Source organism: Mesorhizobium sp. P2_E10 (genome assembly GCF_056404235.1).
The window spans coordinates 105319-126028 of sequence record NZ_JBFUEK010000007.1; the positions used below are offsets into that span (position 1 = coordinate 105319).

A 20710-nucleotide genomic window follows, 5' to 3' on the forward strand; every position below is an offset into this window, starting at 1 on the left:
ACACGTTCACCGGCTGTTCTGGCTGCCTTCTGTGCCTTTTTTCACGCCGGCATATGAGGCAAGTGACCGCGTCAGCGCCGCAGACCTGGAAGCGATCAAATTGCTCTTTGCTGCGGCTGCTTGATTTTGATATCGCACCGCAGCCCCGTCAGAAACCGATCGAAAAATCGTTCCCCCACCTCTTCCTGTCCACAAGAGAGAAACGTCTGAGGAGATGGGAAACCACATCTCGACAGTCGGGTCCGAAAGCGCGGCTTTGCCGGGATGATTGAGTTTGTAAACGGGAAAGCTCGATATGATGAACGCCTTCTTCGGATTCGAGATTGTCACGATGTTGAGGTTCATTGCCTCGATTGTCGCGACAATGGACAAGTTTCCTCTGGCGATCACGTCGCTACGGACGTTTTGGAGCATCCGGCGCCAGGTCTCATCCTTGCCGAAATACTCTCTTTCGTGGTCATCCAAGGGGCGATAGAGAGCCTCGTACTCACGAAGCCTCTTCTCGCCATCCATCCGGAACGTTGCGAGGCTGGAAAACTGCCTAAAATTGTCCGGCACCCGCTTCCACTGGTAGTAGGTATAGATCGCAAGCAACTGACGTTCGTTTGAATGCAGTGCGACCCCTCGGTTGTTTCGCCATGTCCAAGATGCGCGTTATCAGCGGCGCGACAATGCCCTCCAGATGGGCAAAAGCGAGCTCAAGGTCGACGTTTTTAGACAGGTCTTTTTCAATCGAGGTGTAAAGCTGGCGTTCAAAGAAAACCTTACCAGGGGGATTGTTGAACACGCCTCGAGCAGGCGTTCGTCGATCAAAGACGTGCAAAGTGCCAGCATCGTCAACGAAGTTTCGAAGAAGAAACTGCGGCACGAAATGATGGTCGGCTGGCAAATTGTTCTTGGCCATATCACGGTAGTAGCAGGCGAACAAAAAGCCCGCCACCGTGAGGCAGCGCCTTGCCGTCCGGTCCGGTGCCAATTGCGGTGCCAGTTCATTCCTGCGATTGTCCAAAGTCCGGGGATGATGGAGGGAGAGGCGGACCATGGACGTAAACCCAGACTTGCTTAACCTTGCAGTCGCAACTGTCGCACTGATCGTCTCGGCGGTGGCCTTAGGTTTTTCCATCTTCTTTTGGTACCGTCAGTTTCGGCCGATCGTGACGGCAATGGTTGAGACGCACCACGGCGGCAACGAGGGGATCGCGTACAACCTAGTCATCCTTAACTCTGGATCGATCCCGGCAAAGAACATCAAGCTCCTCATTAGCGATCAGACAGCGCTGGAGGCGGCGCTTGGCGCCGGAGCCAACGACGAGAACAAGGGCCGGTGGTTGGCTTGTTTCGAGCCTTCCAGCGTGATCCGTCTCCTGCAGAACGGTGCTCGGACGTCATGCTCTTTTGGTCTAACCCACAGAGATCCGCGCCAAAGCTTTTGGAGGGCGCAGGCTGAGTTTCCGATTCAGATCGAATACGAAGGTTGGTTCAGAGAAAAATATCAAAGAGACCTGCCAAACGTCTTGCAGATCGCAGATTCTGACAGCTTTACAGGCGGCATGTGGGGACCAGTCAAAACAGTCGCAGTAAGCCGCAGCTAAATGAAAAAGGCCCGCCACCGTGAGGCAGCGGGCTTTCAAGTCTCCGAAGAGCAATCGATCAGGCTTTGGTATCTGCCTGTCTCGTTTTTGCCAGCTCCAGGGCATTGAGCGATGCCCCGGTCATTTGTCCCACCATCCGCAACAACCTCACGATGTCGCCAACGGCTTCGTTGACAAGAGCGTCTTGGCCCAGCCCGGGGATTGTCTCCATCGCCAGTTCGCAAACGCGGACTATTGCGCATGCGTCATAGCCACGATCGATATCAGCTTCGGTGATTAGGCCCCGGTCCGACGCGACAGGCGCAGCGGCGTTCATGCGTCACCCCCTTTCCCAGCGACACGCGCTATGTCGTCCATGATGAAGTTGAAGTCCTGTCCGTCATATTCCCAGACGCGATGGACCCGCACCTTGGCGGCGAGGTCGTCAAGCGTCGCGGCCGGATAGCGAAGAAGCGCGTTGGCCGCGTCGCAAGTGCGGTGCGTGGCCTTCGCGTATGCTTTATCGAGCTTGCCAAAGCCCGTCTTGCGGCGAGCAGCAGCGTCGGCCTTGTTATAGGCACGAAGGGCTTCGGCATGTTCGACACTGGCACGGCTTGGCGGCAGCTTTGCGAGGTCGGCGACAGTCGTATTGCGGAGCCTTTCGACTTCCTCCGGTGTCATTTCACCCATGACAGGCCGCCTGGCTCTGATCTCCATATAGCGTCGCTCGGCCGCATTCAGCACCGGCTCCAAAGAGCGGAGCGCTGCCCATTCGGCATAGAAGGCGGTTTCTAGTTCGACAACCAGGCTGGTAGGTGCCGCGACAGATGACTTCGCGGCCATTGCGGTTGCGGCGAAGGCGAGCCCGCCCCCGGTCAGGTTGAGCAGGCGACGGCGGTTGACATTGGGCATGCCTTCGGCGGCAGCCCGAACAGATGTGTTCGGCATTTCCAAATCTCCTAATTGGTTACGATCACCAGATATCTTGCATCGGCAACCATAATTGCCATTTAGCACTTGTCAACACATAGTTGGTTACGGTAACCAATAACTGAGCGATGGAGTCTGAAAATGCTGACGACTGGAAACCAACTACGAGCAGCCCGCGCCTTGGCGGACTTAGAGCAACGCGATGTGGCCCAGATAACGGGCATAAGCATCAACACAATCCGTAACATGGAGGCGTCTGGAAATAGCGCAATCTCCGGTCGGTCGGAAAATGTGCTGAACGTTCAGCGGGCGCTCGAAGAGGCCGGCGTTGATTTTCTGAATCACGGTGCCCCGGGGGTCCGGATGCGTCTGGTGCAATGGAGACGAACGACCGAGGGCCAGTTCCCACCCTTGGGGACAGAAGTTCTCGCAAACTACATGATCGGAAAGGTTCAGACCCACCGTGCCACCTTCGATCGAGCGAACAGGACGTGGACATTTTTGCGCACCGGCATGGTCGTGCCGGAGAACCAGGTTTTCCAATGGGCACCCGCGCCCTGGAATTATCGCGCCTCAGATTGGCAAGAAGAATGACCACCAACACGCCCCGAGCCCGCATGTCGGCCAAGCGTCGGTGCAAAGGCGCGCCCTCGCGGGGCGAAGCTAGCGCGCAGGCCGTTTGCAAACAGGCAAAGCCGGCTGTATCGGATGACTTGATCAATGGGATGCGTCAGGGCGTAGTTGATTCGGACTTTACCCAACCGGGATCGATAGGCTTCGAAAGGCGATTTTAATGGCGTCTATCTTTTCTTACTGGGAAAAGCTTGAGAACTGGGCCTCCGGCTCTTACGTCCGCGGGTACCAGTGCGTCGCGGCCGGCTCGCTTCTTTTGTTCGGCACTGTAATAATAGCTGCGCAGGTGCTTGAATATCTCAAGGACGCGCGTTGGGTGCCATTCTCCGCCAACCAAATGATTTTAGGCCTCGGTGTGTCCTGGGGCACGTTAGAGGCCGGTTGGCGCGGCATCTACAAGATAATGGATCAGCTGCCTGCGTCGCTGGTATTTATTGGCGCCGGCTTGATTTGGTGCGCATTGCTGTTTCGCTACACTCGACGCGCTGGCAAGGATGATAAGTAACGCAATCCCCCTGTATGTGGCCGGCAAGCATGGCCGCGAGCCTGCTGATGGCCGGGATGGGCGCCTATATTTTGTTGCTCTAGCGCCCTTCTCCCCTTGATACGCCGGGGTCGATGGACCTATAAATTCGCAACTGTCCCCACTCATGAGGGGAGTGCGTTGGACAGATATGGCGTATGAGGTAGCTCAAGCTTTCTGGCCCTCCAAGGTAGGAAAGCTGTGCCCCATAGATTGATCGATCCTGCAACTTGGTTTGCGGAGCCAGGTTCTGCCGGCGTGCCGTTCCCCACATTATCAGAGGCGATTAGATACGCGTTGGCCATCCCGCTGTCAGACCGGCCTCGACGCGCCACTATCGTTACCAAGCCCGGTTCGATTTACGGATGGGATGCGATAGAGGAAATGGCCAAACTGATGTAGGGCGCTAGCGCTTCATCAAAATCCGCGCCTCGCGCACAAGCGAAGACCAATTGTGCGGTCCTAGAAGGGCGATAAGCTCGTGGGCCTCTGCTTCAGTAATGCCGGATTCACGTGCCAAACGACGAGCAAGGCCCTCCGTCGCCGGTGTCGTCAACCATTTTGCGGGTTGTCCCTTCCGTGCGACCCAACGGACATAGCAGAGAATGGTTCCGTAGGGGAATGGCGCTAGTTCACCGGTCCTGTCCCGTTCCATCGGATGAACGGCGCATCCTTGCCGGTGATGTCTCGCACCGTCTTCAACAGCGCTTCATGCGTGTTTTGCAGCGCTCGGTAGTGTTCGCAGCTAGGCGATAGCAGCGGCTGGACGATGCTCTTGTGTAACCGCTCCGCCTCGCTCAGGAAGCGCTCGATTTCAGCCTGTGAAAGTTGCTTGGAAAGTTTAGTTCTGGCCATGGTAGCGAACTCCGTTTGAGGGGATCGCCGCAACGGGAGGATTATATTCCTTGTCCAGTCGGTATTGGCAAGGCGCATAATGGATTTCGCCTGTTCATTTTTTGTTCACTGGTCCTCACGCATATGATAGCCTACATACACAAGCGAGAACGTCAGGCTGGAGGATATTCCGCATGAAAGACATCATCATCATTTAATTCGATCTGCAAATGCGCTAAAAGCCTCTGCAATGTAGCGGGGGCTTTTTTCGTTATGGGCGAGTTTCTTGGCCAATTGATCGGGCTTGGTGAGCACACATCTATAGTAAAAATCCCAGACGGGTATGCGGTTCTCCTCACGGGTATCCTGATAGTCCTCGGCTGGTACATATCAGCCCGACAATCAACCAACGCGTTCCGTCGCGAAAAAGCAAACAAGTACCTGCTTGCTGACACCCATCCGATTTACCCTATCCTCAGAAGTCTTTCCGATCCCTATCTTAAGGCGCGGATTCCGTTCCCGGCCTATGGTGTTGCGACGCCATCAACGCCGACTTTACAAAAGGACATCCGGGAGGCCCTCGTCTACTTTGAATTCGCTGCTGTGGACATCATGCACGGGCTGGTGTCGGAGAAATATCTTTATGAGTCTCAGCGCAGCCTAACTATGAGCTTCTTCGAGCAGTCGCGGCAGTACATCGCTACGGTCCGGGAGATCAACGAGCAGCCCACAGCGTTCAAGGCGTTTGAAACCCACTATATCCGTTTTGCCTTCCCCAACCTGAGCTATGTGATCAAGGTGGTGGAGTTCGCCTTGCACCGACCTCTGTTCAAAGCCTACCATGTTATCTTCCTGTGTCACTACTGGGTCGGTTCCCTCGCTATGTGCGTCCCTCGCGATCCAATGAGGGCGGAACTTAAAGACCTAGCCGAAGCCATGAGAAAGAGTTTTCAACTTGTCACTCTTGGTCGGCTTGTATTTCTGATGGTAGTGGCTTGGCTGATCTGGAGCACCACTACTCACGGATGAGAACAGCAGGGGGATTCACAGATTCCCCCGCACAGACGTTTGGCGCCCTGCCAGGTAAAGGCCGTTGCCTCGGCCAACCCATTTAGGCCACGAGCGCGCTCATTCCGGGCGCTCAACGGCGGCTTGGTCGATCTCGGCTTCCATCTCGTCACTGACAGCCTGGGTCTTGCCCATCGCGGCCGATGGCACACCGTCATAGCCCTGAAGCCAGGATTCGGCGTGTTCTTCCCAGTAAGGCGGCACCACACGCTCCTTGCCATCCTTCAGCGCCTGGGCGCCGTACATCCATGCATAGGTGACGCGTTCCTGGTCCTTCTTAGCCACGGCCATCTGTGTCGTCCTCTCGGAAGTCTTGCAAGGAAGCGTGGCGCAAATCTTCCTCTCCGCGCAAGTGCTTTACCCGGCCGATAAGTCCCGGCTTCACCCATTGCGTCGCCGGCCGCTTCATGCCCTTCGGCGCCGTCCCTGGGTGGTCCTGTACGCGCTGCCAGAGCCGTTCGCGCAATTCCCTGTTCAAGGTGATGAAAGCCGATCCGACATAGCGCCCTGTGCCACGCTCTGCCATCAAGGCAAAGGCTGGCTTGCCTGCCTCGCGCTCGACGCCAAGCAGCTCGAATTCGCCGATCTCGTAGCATTTGGCCTTCAGCCAGTTGGTCGACGGGCCGCTGCGATACTTACTGTCTTTGCGCTTCGACACCATCCCCTCCAGCCCGGCCTGGTCGACCAAGTGAAACACCGCCGCGCCAGTGCCTGGCAGCGCTTCGCTGAATTGGATGCGACCGCCGGACGGGATCATCTCGGCCAGGATCTCGCGCCGGTCCTCCAGCGACATGTCTCGCAGGTCGTGGCCGTTGAGGTGCAGCAGATCGAACGCCACGAAATAGAGGTCATGCTGGCGCCTGGAAATGGCCTTCCGCAGTTCGGCGAAGTCCGACAGGCCCTTGCCGTTCAGCACGATGATCTCGCCGTCGATGATGGCGTTTTCGACGCTAAGCTCAGCTCCGGCCGCCGCAAGGTCGCGATACTTGGACGTCCAGTCCAGGCCACGCCGGGTGAAAATGCGGGTGCCGGCTTCGTCGATGATCATCTGCGAACGGTAGCCGTCGAACTTGACTTCGTGAGTCCAGCCGTCACCTTCGGGAGGCTTCTCCACCAAGGTCGGCATCAACGGCTCGATGAAGGACAACCGATCACCGCCGGAACCTCTACACATCGCAACGCCCCACGCTACATCGAATTTGATTCAATATCGCATGTCCGTCTCGGTTCCGTTAGCGGTTGCTGAAATACCTTCGCAAGCATCGTCGGCAACGTCAGGGTCTATCGCTGGAACGGAGGCCCACCGGCGGGAGCCACCTTCCTTTTCAGGTGGCCGACCATTATATTTTTAACAGTCGCCCTAGCCCACTTTCCCCGAATTGGGTGATAGCGCTCAGCGCTGTTTATCCCGAAAGCGACCAGAAATTGGACCCTCGCGAGGTTGTCGAAAGGAATGACCGAAAGTGGCGAACACGGATAACACTGCGCAGATAGGGGTGAACGCCGTGGAGACGGTATTCCTATCCATGGGATGGATCTTCCGAAGGCAGTTAGAGAGCGATATTGGCATCGACGCTCATGTCGAACCTGTGGTCGAAGAAGACGCTACAGGTCAGCTAATCGCCCTTCAGATCAAGTCGGGCCTCTCGTACTTTCGGAAACGGGGCGCCGCCTATGTGTACTATGGTGAACCGCGTCATCTCGCATATTGGGAACGGCACGCGCTTCCGTTGATACTCATTTTGCACAACCCGAAAACCGGCGAAATGCTTTGGACTAGAGTAGAAAGACACCGGGCTAGGGTTACGAAAAATGGCTCATGGTCGATAGAAATCTCGCCGCATGCAAAGCTGACTGTCGATTCGGCACAGACCATTCTCGACAGCCTTCCAAAATCCGATCCCGAAAGCACGAGGCGGCAGAGGATGGCCCTCGACGTCGATCTGATAAGGCGCGCCTCCGAAGAAGGCGAGGCCTATCTTCGAATTGAGGAGTGGATCAACAAAAGCCTGAACTTTCGCGGCGCGGAAATATGCTTCGGCGATCCGGACGCGACTGCAGAATTCGATATCCCGTTCTATGCATCGAGTCGGTCATTGGCTTTGGTGCTTGATGCGCTTTTTCCTTGGGCGGACCACACATACACAGAGCCTCCCAAAAACTACTCCGGCGAGGTAGATGTGCACACACTTGCAATGACGGTAAATGAACTGGGAAAGGCATTCTTGCTTTTGGAGGATTTCTATTGCGAAGGCCCTACCCCTCGTGAAGAGCCTGCTCCACCAACCGAGGAGGAATGGAGCGAGGAGGAATGGAGCGAAGCGGTATATGCAAGAATGGCGGATCGCGATTATGAATAGGATGCTGGCGCACGAGAACCATCATTGACCGGAGCCGTGGCTTTGGTGCGGACCTTCCGTTTTCGTCGAAATCACCTTATGTACAGCCGATGTCCAGGAACACCGTCCTTCAACTGATAGCCGCCGTGATCACGGTCGTGGTCCTCGCCGTACTTCACCAGGGCCTTGGCTGGTTTCTGGACCAGATGACCCCTCAATTCGCCTATGGCGCTCTGTGCGGCGCCCTTGTGGTCTTGTTCATGTTCGCCATTGGCATCTGGATGGACCGGTCAGCGACGTTCGGCAGAGGACAACAAAAGAGCCCGCGCGACACGATCGACCTGTGACTGCTGCAGCGGAGATCCCGCGTTCACTTTCATAAGTGCATTCAAGACCGCGCTCTGTCGGCCGCCGCTGGTTAATGACGTAGCAATTTGCGACAGCGCCTTTTCATTCTTAAGGCCGCGAAGCGCATCCACAACCTTCTCGACCCCCTTATAGCCGGCGGCGCGGGCTGCACCAGGCGCGCCGCCAGCCATGTAGGCCTGCGGGATGCCAAAGCCTCGCCCGGTCTCCCCTGTGAGCGCGTCCTGGGCAGCAATGCGGGCCGCACTCTCCGAGTTGCGGGTGACGATCTGCGACGTATCAGCAAAGAGCTTTTCCCGGTCGAGCAGATCGATAATCTTTTTCGTGCGGTCGGCGCCGAACAGCGTCGTGAGGCGGTCGCGGTTCCAATCGCCTTCGCCCTTGATCAGCCGCTGAAGTGCAACACGGTCGTTCGCATTGGTGCCGACGATGCGTTCTATCTCAGCGCGGGCGCCTTCCCGAAGCCGAACTGGAACGGCAGACGGGCCGACCTGCATTCCTTGCGGTAGCGCGCCCTGCCGAAATTCGTCAGCAAGCTCCGCCGGCCGAGGCGATTCCCTGCCGCTCGAAAGCACCTGCTGACCATGGCCGACCGCCTCGCGCTGGCGCGCCAGCTCCGCATATTTCGCGTCAACTTCCTTGATTCCGGGGACGGATGCGCGAAGTTCGTCGTCGATCGCCTGGCGCGCCGTGGTGAGCGCATTTCGGGCGTTCGTCTCGGTCACAGTCTCCAACATGCCATCGACGGCTTTTCGCGTCTCGAGCAGCGTGGCCGGATTGGTTTCGAGGCCGGCGACCGGAGGTGGCGCGCCAGTTGCTCGCGCCCTCCCGATTTCTTCCGGCGTAATTACGTGGTCGAGCATGGCCCGAATGCGCTGGATGCCTTTCTGCGCGTCGCCGCGCAGGGCCTGGGCCTCGCGGTCGAGGTAGCGGGCGATCGGCAAGGTATCGACCGGTCCGGAGTTCTCAAGGGCCGTACGATATTCTGGCGACAAGGCCGTTTGGTTGGTTTCGATGCCAGCATTGATGCGGGACGGGATCGGCGCAGGGCCAAGCTCCTGGTCTAGCGCCCCCCGGATGCGCTGATTTGCGCCAGCGTCCCGCGCCTCGATGGCGCCACGAACGATGTTCTTGCCTTCGCCCGGAAGCGAGGCGATGCCGGCGGCGGTGTGCCTCATATTCGGCCCAAGGTCGAGAAGCATCCCATCCGGGCCAAGCTGGGCGAGTTGGGCCGGCGTGGTTGCGTCGAGAGCATCCCGGCGAGCAGCATCCGCCATAAGCGACAATGCTTTCTTGTCGAGCCCGAGCGCGCGAGCGACTGCGCCCAGGTTGATTTTGTCGGCGACCGCTTTCGCGCCCTTGCCGACGAGCGGGCCAAGGATAGGCGCAGCGAGACCGGTGCCCATTCCGACCAGTCCACCTTTAGTGGTTTCCCAAGGGTCGCCGCCGGATCGGATCGCGCTGTCCGCTGCGTTGATGGTGCCGCCAGTAATTGTGCTGGCCAGCATTTTCGCAGGCATCGACGCCGCGCCAATGCCAAAAGCGTCCGGAGCCGCGGCCATGGCCGGGAGAGTGCCCGCTACAGCACCTGTAACGCTGCCTGCGGTAGCAGTGTGCGGGTTGTCTCGCACGACTGCATCACCATAGCGATTGTTCTGGTCATACAGTTCACCGAAGCTCTTGTCGGAAAATGGCATCTGCATGGCAGCAGCGAGTGCGCTCGACGCCTTGTCGACGGACGGTCCGACAATGGGAATGCCACGAAGCCCGCCTATCGAGAAAGCGCCCACCTTGTCCACAGGGTCGGTATGGTCGATCTCTCCGGTTTTGACATTGTAGCCAGGAACATCGGGATTGAAGGCAGGAACGCCGGGTGGCTGGTTGGTGTCGGGGTCGACCCTCACCGACGAGCCGGCGCCCTTGAAATTCCGAACGTCATCGACCGTCACGCCTTCGCTGGCAATGTAGCCGTCAATGTCCTCGACGGGCGCATTCTGCGACGCCATCTTGGCCACATTGTTTTTGATGCGAGCGAGGTCAGCCATCAGTCGAGCCCATAGCGGGACTTGTAGGGGTTGTCGGCGCCGATGCCTTGCGTGGTGCTCTCGGGCGGAACAATGGTTTTGCCGACCGATGCCTTGATCCCTTCCAGCATCCGTTTCAGTTCGGCAACGCTGTTCATCGTGCGGTCTTTGGCGTCGCCAGTGACAGCGGAATAGAGCTGCCCTGGCATGTTGGCCAAGCCGCCTTCCTTCAGAGGATCGACGACCGGATCATAGATCATCTTTTCCATCAGCCCGAGGTCGGGGCCGTTCAGAACGCCGAGATTGAAAAGCTCTTTCAGCTGCAACATGACGCCCTGACGAACCGTGTTCAGGTTGTCCTTGTCCTTCCCGGGCATAGCTTCGATACCGGTCTTTCCGACCAGTTCGGTGAAACGATCAAGTTCGCCGTTGATCGCATCAAAAGCCTGGTCAACCGACGCTTTGCGGTTGCGCTGGGTTTCCGTTGGCCTGACCAGCTTCGGGTCGGTCAGGGGGATAATACCAGGCCGTGCGCCGGTATCGTCAGCACGCGGGCTTACTGGCGCCGGAGCGGTCTGCGCGGCAGGCGGTGCCGCCTGAGCCGGGCCAGGTGCAGCTGCCAGCTGAGCATCAGTCGGCGGCACGATCGGTTGCGGCTTCTGGCCAGGCATCTGGGCCACGATGCCGGAAGGCGTCAGGAACATCATTGCGCCGGTCGTTGGGTCGGTGATGGTCTTGCCGGCCGCGATCTGGGCCGCCTGTTCGCGTGTGACCTTGTTGTTGTTGACCAGCCAATTCAGAGCCTGGGCGTCGACCGCGTTGCCTTTGAACATGTTGCCTTCGCCGCCGCCCGGTGCGGCCGCAACGGCTTTCGTCTCGCCGGTGCGCTTGTTGTACAGCGTGCCATCGTCCAGCTTTTCCCAATCGGTCTGCTGGCCGGTGTAGACGGCCTGGTGCGTGTTCGGGTCGACCAGCGAGCCGCCAACTTCAATCAACTTGTCCTGGTCGACCTTCAGCTTGCGTTCGTCGAAGTCGAGGCGCGCCTTTTCGGCCGGCGTCATCTGCGGGTTTTTCAGGCGCTCCGTTTCGATGCGGGTCTTCTCCATATCGAGGCGGTCTTTCTCCATCGACAGTTGCGTGGCCGGGTCGGATTCCGCCATCTTCTGCTTAAGCAGGATGCCGACCACGCCGCGCTGTTCGGCGCTGAGACGTGGATCAGTCGCGGCCTGCATGAGTTGCTGAACGGTCGGGCCACCGCCCGCGACCTTGACGCCGCCGCCGGGCGCCTGGGCGGCAACAGGGGCTGGCGTGGCCACAGGTGCGCCGCCATCTGCCGCGCGCGGCGACTGGACAGCCTGAACAGGCGGCTTGCCAGCGAGAGCGGCCGAAACGGCATTGCCTTGCGGCGCGCCGTCGGGAGCGTTCATCTTGTCCCACTGGTCTTGCGTGACGCCCTTGCTGGCGTACTCCTGCGGAACAGGGCGCCCTGCCAATGCGGCAGCAACAGCACCGCCCGGCGCGGTCGAGGCCATGCCGGCGGACGGGTCGAGGCTCGCGACGTTCACCGGCGCCGATGGCGAACCGCTGAATTGCGAGGCGAAGGAATTGGCGAGCGCGATGCGTCGACCAGCTTCGCCGCCCGGTCGATCGTAGCCGGCGAACTTCCAGGCGTTGTTCATCAACTGCTGGGCTTCGGCCGGGCTCTTGGCCGCGTTCAGTCGGTCGATCAGGCCCGGATCTTCCTGGAGGAAGTATGCTGCCTGAAGCTGTGGTGACGGCCGATCTGGGTCACCGCCATTGTCAGCGGCGAATTTCTTCATGTTGGCGAGGCGTTCGGCCCGCCACGACATGATGCCGCCGGCAGCGCCTGCCTGCCCGCTCTGGCTGGGATCGGACCACGAGCGGAAAGCATTTCCGGGAGAAAAGCCGCTTTCCGCTTTTCCGGTAGCCGCGACCGCCGCCAAGGCGTTCGGATTGGTGATCTTGCCTTTCACCGTGTCCATGAAGCCGGAATAGATATCGTTGCCAGACAGGTCAGGAGCCGGGCCAGCAGAGCCGCCAAGGCCGGGAGACGCCACCGATGTCTCTGCCGGTCCTGCCGCCGCCGTCTTGGCATCTCCAGCGCCGCCGCCGCCGAACAGGGCAGAGAACACGCTATCCCCGCCCTTCTTCCAGTCGGCCGCCGCATTCGTGGCGCGGCTGTCGGCCATGCGATAGCCAAGGGCCTCGCCGATTGCCGACAGGCCCTGACCGACCGTCTTGGGCGCCACCGGGCCGCGAAGGGCGTCGGCGATGGCGCGAAGGCGCGCGAGGTCTTCCGGCGTCTTCACGCCAGTGTCGCCACCGAAGATGAAAGACGGCTGCACGCTCATGCCAACGCCCTTTCGTAGTCGACGACATCAAAGCCGTTGATCCGGGTGACCGCGTAAGGCCGATAGTGCCGAACCTCGTCGGCCATGACTCCGGTCTGTTGCTCATCTCCCCAGAGATATTCGAAGACGTATTTCGTCAGGCCGTTGGCATAGGTGCCGATGGCGCGGATGTTCTTTTTCAGGCGACGATCCGAGAACTTGATCAGATTCGCTCCGAGCCCGAAGAGCCCGCCAAACAGGTCGTTTGAGTTGGCGGCATCCTGCTGCCACGCCTGGAGCTTCTGATCGTAGTTTTTGTTGATCAGACCGGCAGTGTCGGTCGTCGGGATGGTCGGCATGTTGGCGTTGACGAAATTCGGCTGGCTAACCTGCGAGCCGGACAGCAGCGCGGTCAGATTGTTGATCGGCGCCGAATTCTGGGCCAGAGCCTCCTGCACCGACTGACCGCGACCGGACAGCAGCAACGAATTGTAGGCGTCATTCTCGCCCTGATTTTGGGTGTTCTGGGCCTGAGCATAGTTGTCCGAACCGGGTCGGATGCCACGGTTGATCAGATCGGCCTCGTTGGCCTGGCGACGAGCATCCAGCGCCGGCTGAAGGCGCTTCATGCCGAGATCCATCAAACGCGCTTCGGTCGCATCATTCGATAGGTCGACGGGCTTGGCGAGGAAGTCGTTCAGGAACGACGACTGCGAGCTGGCGAGCTTGCTCATGTTCAGCTTTGCGGCGTCAGACTGAGCCTTGATCGCCTGCTGCTCTGGCGAAAGCGTCTGGGTCGCGGTGTAACGCGGGATTTCGTAGCTCTGCCCCGTGTAGGGGTCTTTCTGAATGTAGGTGCCGGTCTGGTCATAGGTCAGCGAGCCGTCAGGCGTCACCTGATTGACGTTGCCCAAATTCGCGTTGGCAATCGCGGTCGAAACGTTCGTTCCGGTCGACGCGGCTGCGGTTTCTTTCGGGTCCGGCGGTTCCGGCGCGCTGGGTGCACACATTTTGTCAGGCCTCCTGAAGGAAGTAGGTCATGGCGATGGCCGACCGCTTGAAGCCGACGCGCTCGCACATCTTGGCAACGCGTAGGTCGGTGGCGATGGTCACGTGCGCCCTGACGCAGCCGCGCGTTTTGAGTTCGGCCAGGATATGCCTGGTGAAACGGCGTCCGATGCCGTTTCGATGATCCGGCCGCATGTAAATTGTATCCTCCTGGCCGATCATCTCGCTGTTGTGCATGTCCTGGGTGACCCAGACGAAGGCGTACCCCACGGCCTCGCCTTCGACGGTCCGGACCACGAAGCAGAGCAGATGCCCGGCGCCGCCGTAGACATTGAGGCGCGGCTTGAATTCGCCGATGGTCATCCCCTCGCCGGCCATGCGCGCCTGCATCTCGCCGTAGTGCGCCCGGCACATGGGCTCGAGTTCGGGCCAGGCCTCTTTGAAGTTCTCGATGGTGATGGCGTAATCAGACAACGACAGCTCCAATCTCAAAGGTTGAATCGAGCTGCACAAACTCCGTTACCGGCCGCTGGTTGAGAAACCCGGTGATCTGCACCTGAGGCTGGACGACATAGCCACTCTTGCCGATCGACAGCCATTGACCGCCGCCGATCGATGCCGTGGGCGCCGTCTGGTCCCAAAGCATCACGTCCCACTGGCCGGAATCCCAAAGGTCCGCCGTACCGCCATCGGCCGCCACGGGTGCCGGCGGCAACGATACGGAGTAGTTGACCGAAAACGAGACTTGCGCGTTGTACGGCGTCGCGCTGAGAAAGGTCGGCCTCGCCTGGTGGACGGTCTTCAGCGCGCCAAGCGACTTCATGTGATCCGGGTTGCCGACATAGGTGTAGTAGATCGGCAGGCCGTTATCGTTGCCGTTGATCTCGCCCTCAAACACCAGCCCTTCGTTGGTGCCGAAGAACAGCCGACTGTCATGCAGTTCGATGCATCGCGTGGCCCAGCCGACGAACTTGCACCAGGCGCCGGTTTCGAGATTGACCACGAACGACCACGATTCCTGACCTGTCGACGTGATCGGCAGCGAGACAATCGCATAGTTCATGTCCGGCCATTTGATGATTTCCCAAGGCAGGGCAAGCCGGCGAGCAGCCTCGCGCTTCCAGTCCGGTTCGATGTTGCGGGAGATTGCCGCCAGCGACAGCGCCGCTGCATCCTTGTTGATCGCGGCCGAAATCGGGACCATGCCCTCTTTCGTGGCAACGATCAGGTCGCCACCCGCGCGCATCGTGCCGCGCTTGCCCATAGGGGCGGTCAGATCATAGCGCCCGACCAAATTCCACTCAGCAGCGGTCGCACCGGCCGGGTTGGAGCCTTCAAAGATTGCCGCCTCGCCTTCGGTGGTGACGAACACGCATTTGTCGTCGATGCCGTCGCCAGCATCCAGCGACCAGGTGGCACCGAACAGCAGAGAGCCACCGCGCTGGAAAATGCCCGACAGGTTCAGCGAACCCGTTGCGCCCGTCACACTGTCGACCGGCAGGTAGCGCGCGCGCATCGTACCGCCTTCGATGAAGAACAGGCGGTTTCGATAGAGCCAGACATGAGACAGGAGCGAAGTCGTCACGCCGGTGATGGCGGCGGAAATCTGGACAACGCCGGCCGGGATATCCGCCTTTGCACTGCCAGCGATCGATCCGGTGATGGTCTCGTTGTCCTGGAAGGTGCCGACGATGTTCTGGATGTACAGCGAGCCGGTCGCGCCATTGTCGATCGACTTGACGACTGTCGCGGTCGCGCCGCTGGTGCCGCCGGTGATGGTCTGGGCGGAGACATAGTTGACAGTCTGGGTGTCGAAATTCAGCCGATAGGTGGCGAGCCCATTCACCGCCGACCAGTCGAACGTAGTGCTGTAGAGCTGCAGGAAGTCGGTCCCGTTCACCGCGACGACAAACGAGCCGCCGGACGTGGTGAAATTGACATAGGCATAATAGCCAGAAGTCTGCCCGGTGACCGATGCGGCCGGCGGGGTAACTGGATCGGCCGGCGATGTCACATCGCGAATGGTGGTCGCGTCGCAAGCCCAAATCTTCTTGGTGCCGCCGGCATTGTAGGTGATGAAACTTTCGACCGGAACAACGCCGATGGTGGCGCGCTTGATGGAACCGCCGCGCATGGCGATGCCCGTTGAGGTCGGCAACCAGTTCTCCAGCGTCTGGGCCGAAAACGGCTTGGACTTCACCAGGCTCTGGTTTGTCACCCAGCCCGCGACAGGCGCGCCAAAGGTATACGGCTGCGCCCGCGCCGCTGCTTGGACGGGGACGGCCTTACGGCGGCCGGGAAAGCGTTCCATCTTCACGGCGCACCTGTGACCGTGCCGGGCCATGCCGCGTTTCGACCGCGCCAGCTAACCGGCGGCATGCCGGAGACAACCGGCTTCGAACCGGGATCCTTGTCGATCTCCCGGAGCTTCAGCGTTTCGAAGTCGTCCAGGGCCTGTTGGTAGGCAAGACCCTTGTTCTGCTTCCATCGATAGATGATGGCGAGCTTCAGCAGGCGTTCGGAAAGCCTGAACGTGTCGGCGTCTTCGGTGAAGGCCGTTTTCAGTGATGCGTTGCTGGCGGCAACGATTTCATTTGAGACATAGAAGAATTTGACCGTCTCGCCGCTGGCCATCACCGGCCACTGGTGAAGCTGTCCGCCGAACATGATCCAGTAGCCGTTCACCGTGGCGATCGGCGTCACCTGAAGCTCAATCCATTGATCCGGACTGGTCAGGTGACTGGTTGCCCATAGCCAGCGGGACGACCAGAGCGAGGATGTTTTCTGCATCCGCTCATAGTTGGTCGGAAGATCGAAATCGACCGCCAGACCGTCGCCGGTGTAAGTCTTCAGGACAAGCAGCTTCTGCCAGTCGAAGGCGTCGACGATTTCCAACGCCATGACGTTGGCCAGTTCCTGCATCTCGACCATCTCTCGCGTGGTGGCGCCATAGACCAGCGTCGGCACGTCGAGGCCGAGGACAGTCGCAGCACCCTTCACCACGTCGAGGATGGACATTTAAGCGGCGTCCTTGGCCTTGGGCTTCGGATTGGTCCGCTCTTCAAGCAACGTTTCCATTGCGGCCATGCGCTCGGCCATGCTGGCGTTCTGAGCGGCCATTTCCTCGATCACCGCATCCTTCGCAGCCTCGCGCTCCGCAGCCTTGGCGACATCGGTGTTTTCGAGGAACAGCTTGGCCTGCTTTCGCATGTCACGCATGTTCGGCAGGTGCACCTTGTCGGCCTGGCCTTCCGTCATGTCGCGCACTTCCTCGACCGTGCGGATGCCGGAAACTCGAAGAACGTCAGCCTGCTCGGGCGAGACGCCGGCCCAGGCAGCAAGCGGCGTGCCGTTGATCGGGATGTCACGGCCGGCCTTGAAGGCTAGATAGGCCGGTTCGATCTGGTTCCAGCGATAGGTCATGAAGCGCAGCTTTTCGCCGTCCTGGTCGTTGCCCATCTTTTCCGGGTCCGGGATCATCAGACGAACGCGCTCGGTCGTCCTGGTGGCCAGCGGCGAGTGCTTGGGCGAATAGGTCACCCAATCCTCTTCCTGCAGCTCGGTCAGGCGTCGGCCGCTGGCGTCGAGCTTGTAGCCCTTCAGGTCGCACTTTTCGGTGACCGGATCACCCTTCAGAGGCAACTGGACGTAGCTCGTCTTGAAGGAAATCACCCGGATTTGCGGGACATCGGTATCGGCCATTTTTCTGACTCCTGAAGGGCCTCGCCCTTAGCTGTTGATCAAATCGAGAAGCTCGGGGAATTCGCCGTGCAGGACCGCCCAATCGTCTTCCGACAGCTCGGCAGCCTTCGCGAGTTCGAAGGCCCTGCGATGCTCGCCGCCGTTCCAGAGCTTGCGGAACTGGCCAAGGCCATCCCATTCGACAGGGGCATCTGCTTTTGGTGCTTTGGCCATGCTGGCCTCCTATGGTTGAAGGGAAAGAGCGGGGCCGGAGCCCCGCCCGTTGGTCGATCAATACGGGAAGGCGCACATGATGATTTTCGATGCCGACAGGATCGAATATGCGCAGACCGTTTCCGTGACGGCGGCGGCAACCTTGAGAGTGCCGTCAGTGGTGACCGACAAGGCCAGAGCCTGACCCGAGGCGCCGGACACCAGGGCGGTGTTCAGCGTTGCCGGGCCTTTGACCTGGATCCAGCCAAATTCACCGTTGCCAGGCGCGCCAGCGAGAACGCCAGCGCCGTTTGCAGCCGTGTCCGACACGTCCGAAGTGACTTCGTTCGTGACGCCGGTCGAGGTGCCGCCGGGAGCGTAGAAGCCCACGGCGTTGTTGATGACGGCGGCGATAGCGCCGGCACCCTGGTTGTACTTCACGAACCGGTAGGTCTTGCCGTCATACGATTCGTAGAGGTCGTTCAGCTTCGGAGCCTTGCCCGAATCCGCACCGGTCAGCTGGGCTGCGGTGTAGGTTCGGGTAACGTCCATTCCAACAAAAGAGGTCATGATTTCGCTCCTTATGCCGCGTCAATCAGGACGCCCTGAAGCGACCTGTTCGAACAGACGAGGTTGCCCATCCAGTAGAAGGGAATGACCACGGCATCCTGGTTGACCGGACGCTTGTCATCGTCCTGCGTCCACTGAGCCTCTTTGTGCTGGTCGACATAGAGGTAGTCAGAGTTGAGGAAGTAGCCCTTCTCTGCCGTGGTCGTGAAATTCGTGTTGTCGTCGAAAATCACGTCAGCGGTCTTGTATTTCAGGCCGATGAAACCGGACTGAGCCATGTCGGCATCCATGTACCGCTGGAGCTGTTGCTGACCGGTCTCGTAGAGGACGTAGAAGTCCTGCGAGAAGATGATCAGGTCGGGCTTGTCGGCACCGCGGTTGAGCGGGAGCCACAGAGAGCCCATGTCGGCAGTGAAGGCGGCGGCGTTCGCGGCGCTCGGGGTCGCGGCGGTATTGGTGCCCGTCGCTTCCTTGAACTTGTTGCGCCAGAACGTCCACGTGCCGGCATCGATGCCGCCGACAATGCCTTGGCCGTTGGTCTGGATGATGTTCGCCAAGCCGCCGACCTGGTTGGACAGCGAGCCGTCCGAGTAGAGGTCGACGGAGAAGTTGTTCGCGGCGGTCTTCAGCGCGTTCGCCTTCTTGGTCTTGACGAGGTTGATCATCGCGAACTTGCCGGAATTCTGGCGAAGTTCCTTGCCGCTCGACACGACATGCAGCGCCACCTGGCACCAGTCGTATTTCGCGGACGTGACGACATCCGAACCGTTGGTGTTCAGCGTGTCGAGGCCGGCGTAGCGCTGATAGGTGCTGTTTTCGGCGTATTCCAGCTGCACCTGAATTTCGGTGCCGCCGTCGAGGTCGCGGATCTTGTTCTTCTTCTTCAGCCGGTTGAGAAGTGCGTTGTTCTTCGAAACGTTGTCGGAAACCTCCGTCGCGCTGTTGCGCAGCGTGGTGGACACCATTTCAGTGAAGATAGTCGACGGACCTGCCATCGATTTTATCCTTTTTGATTGCGCTCATAGACAGCGGCCAGCTCTTCGTCTTCGGTGAGAACCCGGCCCTTGCCCGATGCTGTTGAGGGGATGTTGACAGCGGCGGCCCGTCGAGCGCCTTCGACCTTCGCGGCGCCATTGGTAGCGGCTGGTTTCGCAGCGGCTGCCTTGGCCCTGAGATCGGGATCGGCGTTCACGGCCATGTCATAAGCCATGGTGAAAACGGCCTCTTTCGAGGCGGCGTCGCCAAGCTTCCTCCGCGCCTTGTGGATGGCTTCAACCATGTCGACTTCAGGAATTTCGGAGTAGAGCGGCTTGTCTGATGCCAAGCGGCTCACCTCGTCGGCGGCCGACTGCTGGTCGACGCGCTCCTGAAGCTTCTGGTTTATGCGGTCGTCGATCGTGGCGGGGTTATGGACAGATGCGAGCATCTGCTTAAGCCCGGCGATTTCCTGCCGCAATTCTGTCTCGCCCTGCTGGACGGTCTGACCGAAGGTGGCCGCGATTTTGTCGCGAATGCCGTACCGGTCGATGATATCCATGATTGTCTGGACGGGCGCCGCCTCCATGGCGTTCTGCACGTTGAACAGGTACTCGACCGCCTGGGCGTGGGTGACGACCTTGCCGTCAGCCACCTTTTTCCCGGTGTTCGGATCGAAATACCGCGCGTTCTTTTCCAGCACTTCCTGAATAGGCTTGAAGGTCGACATCTGCCGGCCATGCTCGGAAAGCCTGCCCTGCAAATCCTGCTCGCGGGCGGCGACGAAGGCGCGAATCTCGGCGGGCGTCTTCTCCCATGCGCCCTTGACGACATCGGCGCCCTGAAGGCCTTTCCAGTTATCAGGCAGGGGAACCGCACCGGCGCCAGGCGTCAGACCATCGCCAGCCGGTTCCCCGCCATCTTCGCCTTTCGGCGATGCCGCAGCAGCCCGCTTGTCAGGGTCTGGGCTGACGAACTTGCCGGCTTCACGTTCCGCGCCGTTGTCGCGCTCGTTCTTGTTCCAGATGGCTTCAAGGGCGGCGTCACCGCCCGAATTGTCCTTGGCCAGCGCCGCGTCGTTGACGACAGCGGCGGCAGCGCCTGGATCGGTGGCGGCTTCAAGCAGTGCAGTCATGTTCGGAATTCCTCTGACACCTGGATCCCGCGTTTCTTGCAAAACTCGGGGTTGCGAAACTTTGCTTGCCCCTTGGTCGGTCCAAGGCTTGGCTCGTATTCGACGCAATTGTGTTTCTTCAGATCGTCCCGACGTTGGGAACGCGATCCGATGAGAGTGCCGTCGACCGGCGAGCGATATTCGGGGATGTCGGACACCACGTGCGGCATGGTGATCTGGCCGGCAAAAGGCTTCTCCATCGGCGCACCAGTCTGCCGATCAACGAAGATGCCGTTTCGAAATACGTACCGCGCCATTTTCCGTCCCGTTTGCAGACAGGACGGAGGGTGCAGCCTATCGCTGCGAAAAGATTAGCCGTTTGAAATTAGGCGCGTGGCGTCTGCGGCGATCTAGCCAATCTGACCTTGCGCGGGGCCGTAAGGAGTCGGACACCAGCAAGGTCCGCCGGCCGGCCCAGGCTGCGGCATAGGGCACATCGTGACAGGCGTG

At 59.8% G+C, this 20710-nt stretch carries 24 protein-coding genes; 5 read left to right on the plus strand and 19 right to left on the minus strand.

Translation table 11 applies throughout. The features are described 5' to 3' along the window. Nucleotides 1–6: 6 nt before the first annotated feature. Nucleotides 7–594 (minus strand): hypothetical protein, encoded by a 588-nt coding sequence (locus tag AC1D0N_RS19815; RefSeq protein WP_477246808.1) that lies wholly within the window; start codon nt 592–594, stop codon nt 7–9. Next, nucleotides 542–1042 (minus strand): DUF4238 domain-containing protein, encoded by a 501-nt coding sequence (locus AC1D0N_RS19820; protein ID WP_477246810.1) that lies wholly within the window; start codon nt 1040–1042, stop codon nt 542–544. The genes AC1D0N_RS19815 and AC1D0N_RS19820 overlap by 53 nt, the downstream gene beginning before the upstream one ends. Between AC1D0N_RS19820 and AC1D0N_RS19825 the strand changes: the two genes are divergently transcribed. Beyond that, nucleotides 1041–1592, plus strand: a complete 552-nt coding sequence (locus tag AC1D0N_RS19825) for a hypothetical protein (RefSeq protein ID WP_477246812.1) — start codon at nt 1041–1043, stop codon at nt 1590–1592. The genes AC1D0N_RS19820 and AC1D0N_RS19825 overlap by 2 nt on opposite strands. A gap of 58 nt (nt 1593–1650) precedes the next feature. Here the strand turns inward: AC1D0N_RS19825 and AC1D0N_RS19830 are convergent, their stop codons facing one another. Together AC1D0N_RS19830 and AC1D0N_RS19835 are read right to left on the minus strand one after the other, a co-directional pair. Next, on the minus strand, nt 1651–1908 hold the full coding sequence (locus AC1D0N_RS19830; RefSeq protein WP_477246813.1) for a hypothetical protein: 258 nt from the start codon (nt 1906–1908) through the stop codon (nt 1651–1653). Further along, complete coding sequence (locus AC1D0N_RS19835; protein ID WP_477246815.1) at nt 1905–2525, minus strand: hypothetical protein; 621 nt, start codon at nt 2523–2525, stop codon at nt 1905–1907. The genes AC1D0N_RS19830 and AC1D0N_RS19835 overlap by 4 nt, the downstream gene beginning before the upstream one ends. 117 nt (nt 2526–2642) lie before the next feature. On the opposite strand from AC1D0N_RS19835, the gene AC1D0N_RS19840 reads away from it, so the two are divergent. Both AC1D0N_RS19840 and AC1D0N_RS19845 read left to right on the plus strand, forming a co-directional pair. Further along, nucleotides 2643–3095 carry a hypothetical protein gene (locus AC1D0N_RS19840; protein WP_477246817.1) on the plus strand — a complete coding sequence of 151 codons (453 nt, stop codon included), beginning with the start codon at nt 2643–2645 and terminating at the stop codon, nt 3093–3095. A gap of 199 nt (nt 3096–3294) precedes the next feature. After that, complete coding sequence (locus AC1D0N_RS19845) at nt 3295–3639, plus strand: hypothetical protein (RefSeq protein WP_477246819.1); 345 nt, start codon at nt 3295–3297, stop codon at nt 3637–3639. Nucleotides 3640–4284: 645 nt separating this feature from the next. On the opposite strand, the gene AC1D0N_RS19850 is transcribed toward AC1D0N_RS19845, so the two are convergent. Beyond that, complete coding sequence (locus AC1D0N_RS19850) at nt 4285–4512, minus strand: hypothetical protein (protein WP_477246821.1); 228 nt, start codon at nt 4510–4512, stop codon at nt 4285–4287. Between the two features lie 252 nt (nt 4513–4764). Between AC1D0N_RS19850 and AC1D0N_RS19855 the strand changes: the two genes are divergently transcribed. Next, nucleotides 4765–5520, plus strand: a complete 756-nt coding sequence (locus AC1D0N_RS19855; protein WP_477246823.1) for a DUF4760 domain-containing protein — start codon at nt 4765–4767, stop codon at nt 5518–5520. Nucleotides 5521–5619: 99 nt separating this feature from the next. On the opposite strand, the gene AC1D0N_RS19860 is transcribed toward AC1D0N_RS19855, so the two are convergent. Next, entirely contained in the window at nt 5620–5850 is a 231-nt protein-coding gene (locus AC1D0N_RS19860; RefSeq protein ID WP_477246825.1) for a hypothetical protein, read from the minus strand. Then, the gene (locus tag AC1D0N_RS19865; RefSeq protein ID WP_477246826.1) at nt 5837–6685 is read right to left on the minus strand and encodes an ATP-dependent DNA ligase; all 849 of its coding nucleotides are present in this window, start codon (nt 6683–6685) and stop codon (nt 5837–5839) included. The genes AC1D0N_RS19860 and AC1D0N_RS19865 overlap by 14 nt, the downstream gene beginning before the upstream one ends. A 337-nt stretch (nt 6686–7022) precedes the next feature. On the opposite strand from AC1D0N_RS19865, the gene AC1D0N_RS19870 reads away from it, so the two are divergent. Further along, the gene (locus AC1D0N_RS19870) at nt 7023–7919 is read left to right on the plus strand and encodes a DUF4365 domain-containing protein (protein WP_477246828.1); all 897 of its coding nucleotides are present in this window, start codon (nt 7023–7025) and stop codon (nt 7917–7919) included. Nucleotides 7920–8188: 269 nt separating this feature from the next. Here AC1D0N_RS19870 and AC1D0N_RS19875 read toward each other — a convergent pair whose 3' ends face one another. From AC1D0N_RS19875 to AC1D0N_RS19930, 12 genes are all read right to left on the minus strand, one after another. Then, on the minus strand, nt 8189–10309 hold the full coding sequence (locus AC1D0N_RS19875; protein WP_477246830.1) for a hypothetical protein: 2121 nt from the start codon (nt 10307–10309) through the stop codon (nt 8189–8191). Continuing rightward, nucleotides 10309–12660, minus strand: a complete 2352-nt coding sequence (locus AC1D0N_RS19880) for a phage tail tip lysozyme (RefSeq protein WP_477246831.1) — start codon at nt 12658–12660, stop codon at nt 10309–10311. Before AC1D0N_RS19880 ends, AC1D0N_RS19875 begins: the two co-directional genes overlap by 1 nt. Beyond that, nucleotides 12657–13553, minus strand: coding sequence for a tail fiber domain-containing protein (locus AC1D0N_RS19885; RefSeq protein ID WP_477246833.1), 897 nt, complete (start codon nt 13551–13553; stop codon nt 12657–12659). Before AC1D0N_RS19885 ends, AC1D0N_RS19880 begins: the two co-directional genes overlap by 4 nt. A gap of 100 nt (nt 13554–13653) precedes the next feature. Continuing rightward, nucleotides 13654–14121: a GNAT family N-acetyltransferase gene (locus tag AC1D0N_RS19890; RefSeq protein WP_477246835.1), complete on the minus strand. Its 468-nt coding sequence runs from the start codon at nt 14119–14121 to the stop codon at nt 13654–13656. Next, nucleotides 14114–15865 carry a hypothetical protein gene (locus AC1D0N_RS19895; protein ID WP_477246837.1) on the minus strand — a complete coding sequence of 584 codons (1752 nt, stop codon included), beginning with the start codon at nt 15863–15865 and terminating at the stop codon, nt 14114–14116. The genes AC1D0N_RS19890 and AC1D0N_RS19895 overlap by 8 nt, the downstream gene beginning before the upstream one ends. Before the next feature lie 95 nt (nt 15866–15960). Next, complete coding sequence (locus AC1D0N_RS19900; protein ID WP_477246839.1) at nt 15961–16665, minus strand: hypothetical protein; 705 nt, start codon at nt 16663–16665, stop codon at nt 15961–15963. Next, on the minus strand, nt 16666–17349 hold the full coding sequence (locus AC1D0N_RS19905) for a hypothetical protein (RefSeq protein ID WP_477246841.1): 684 nt from the start codon (nt 17347–17349) through the stop codon (nt 16666–16668). 27 nt (nt 17350–17376) lie between these two features. Then, nucleotides 17377–17562, minus strand: coding sequence for a hypothetical protein (locus AC1D0N_RS19910; RefSeq protein WP_477246842.1), 186 nt, complete (start codon nt 17560–17562; stop codon nt 17377–17379). Nucleotides 17563–17619: 57 nt separating this feature from the next. Beyond that, nucleotides 17620–18111, minus strand: a complete 492-nt coding sequence (locus AC1D0N_RS19915; RefSeq protein WP_477246844.1) for a hypothetical protein — start codon at nt 18109–18111, stop codon at nt 17620–17622. Between the two features lie 11 nt (nt 18112–18122). Then, nucleotides 18123–19106, minus strand: coding sequence for a phage major capsid protein (locus tag AC1D0N_RS19920; RefSeq protein ID WP_477246846.1), 984 nt, complete (start codon nt 19104–19106; stop codon nt 18123–18125). Nucleotides 19107–19111: 5 nt separating this feature from the next. Further along, entirely contained in the window at nt 19112–20221 is a 1110-nt protein-coding gene (locus AC1D0N_RS19925) for a hypothetical protein (RefSeq protein ID WP_477246848.1), read from the minus strand. Beyond that, nucleotides 20218–20517, minus strand: a complete 300-nt coding sequence (locus tag AC1D0N_RS19930) for a hypothetical protein (protein ID WP_477246850.1) — start codon at nt 20515–20517, stop codon at nt 20218–20220. The genes AC1D0N_RS19925 and AC1D0N_RS19930 overlap by 4 nt, the downstream gene beginning before the upstream one ends. Nucleotides 20518–20710 lie beyond the last annotated feature (193 nt).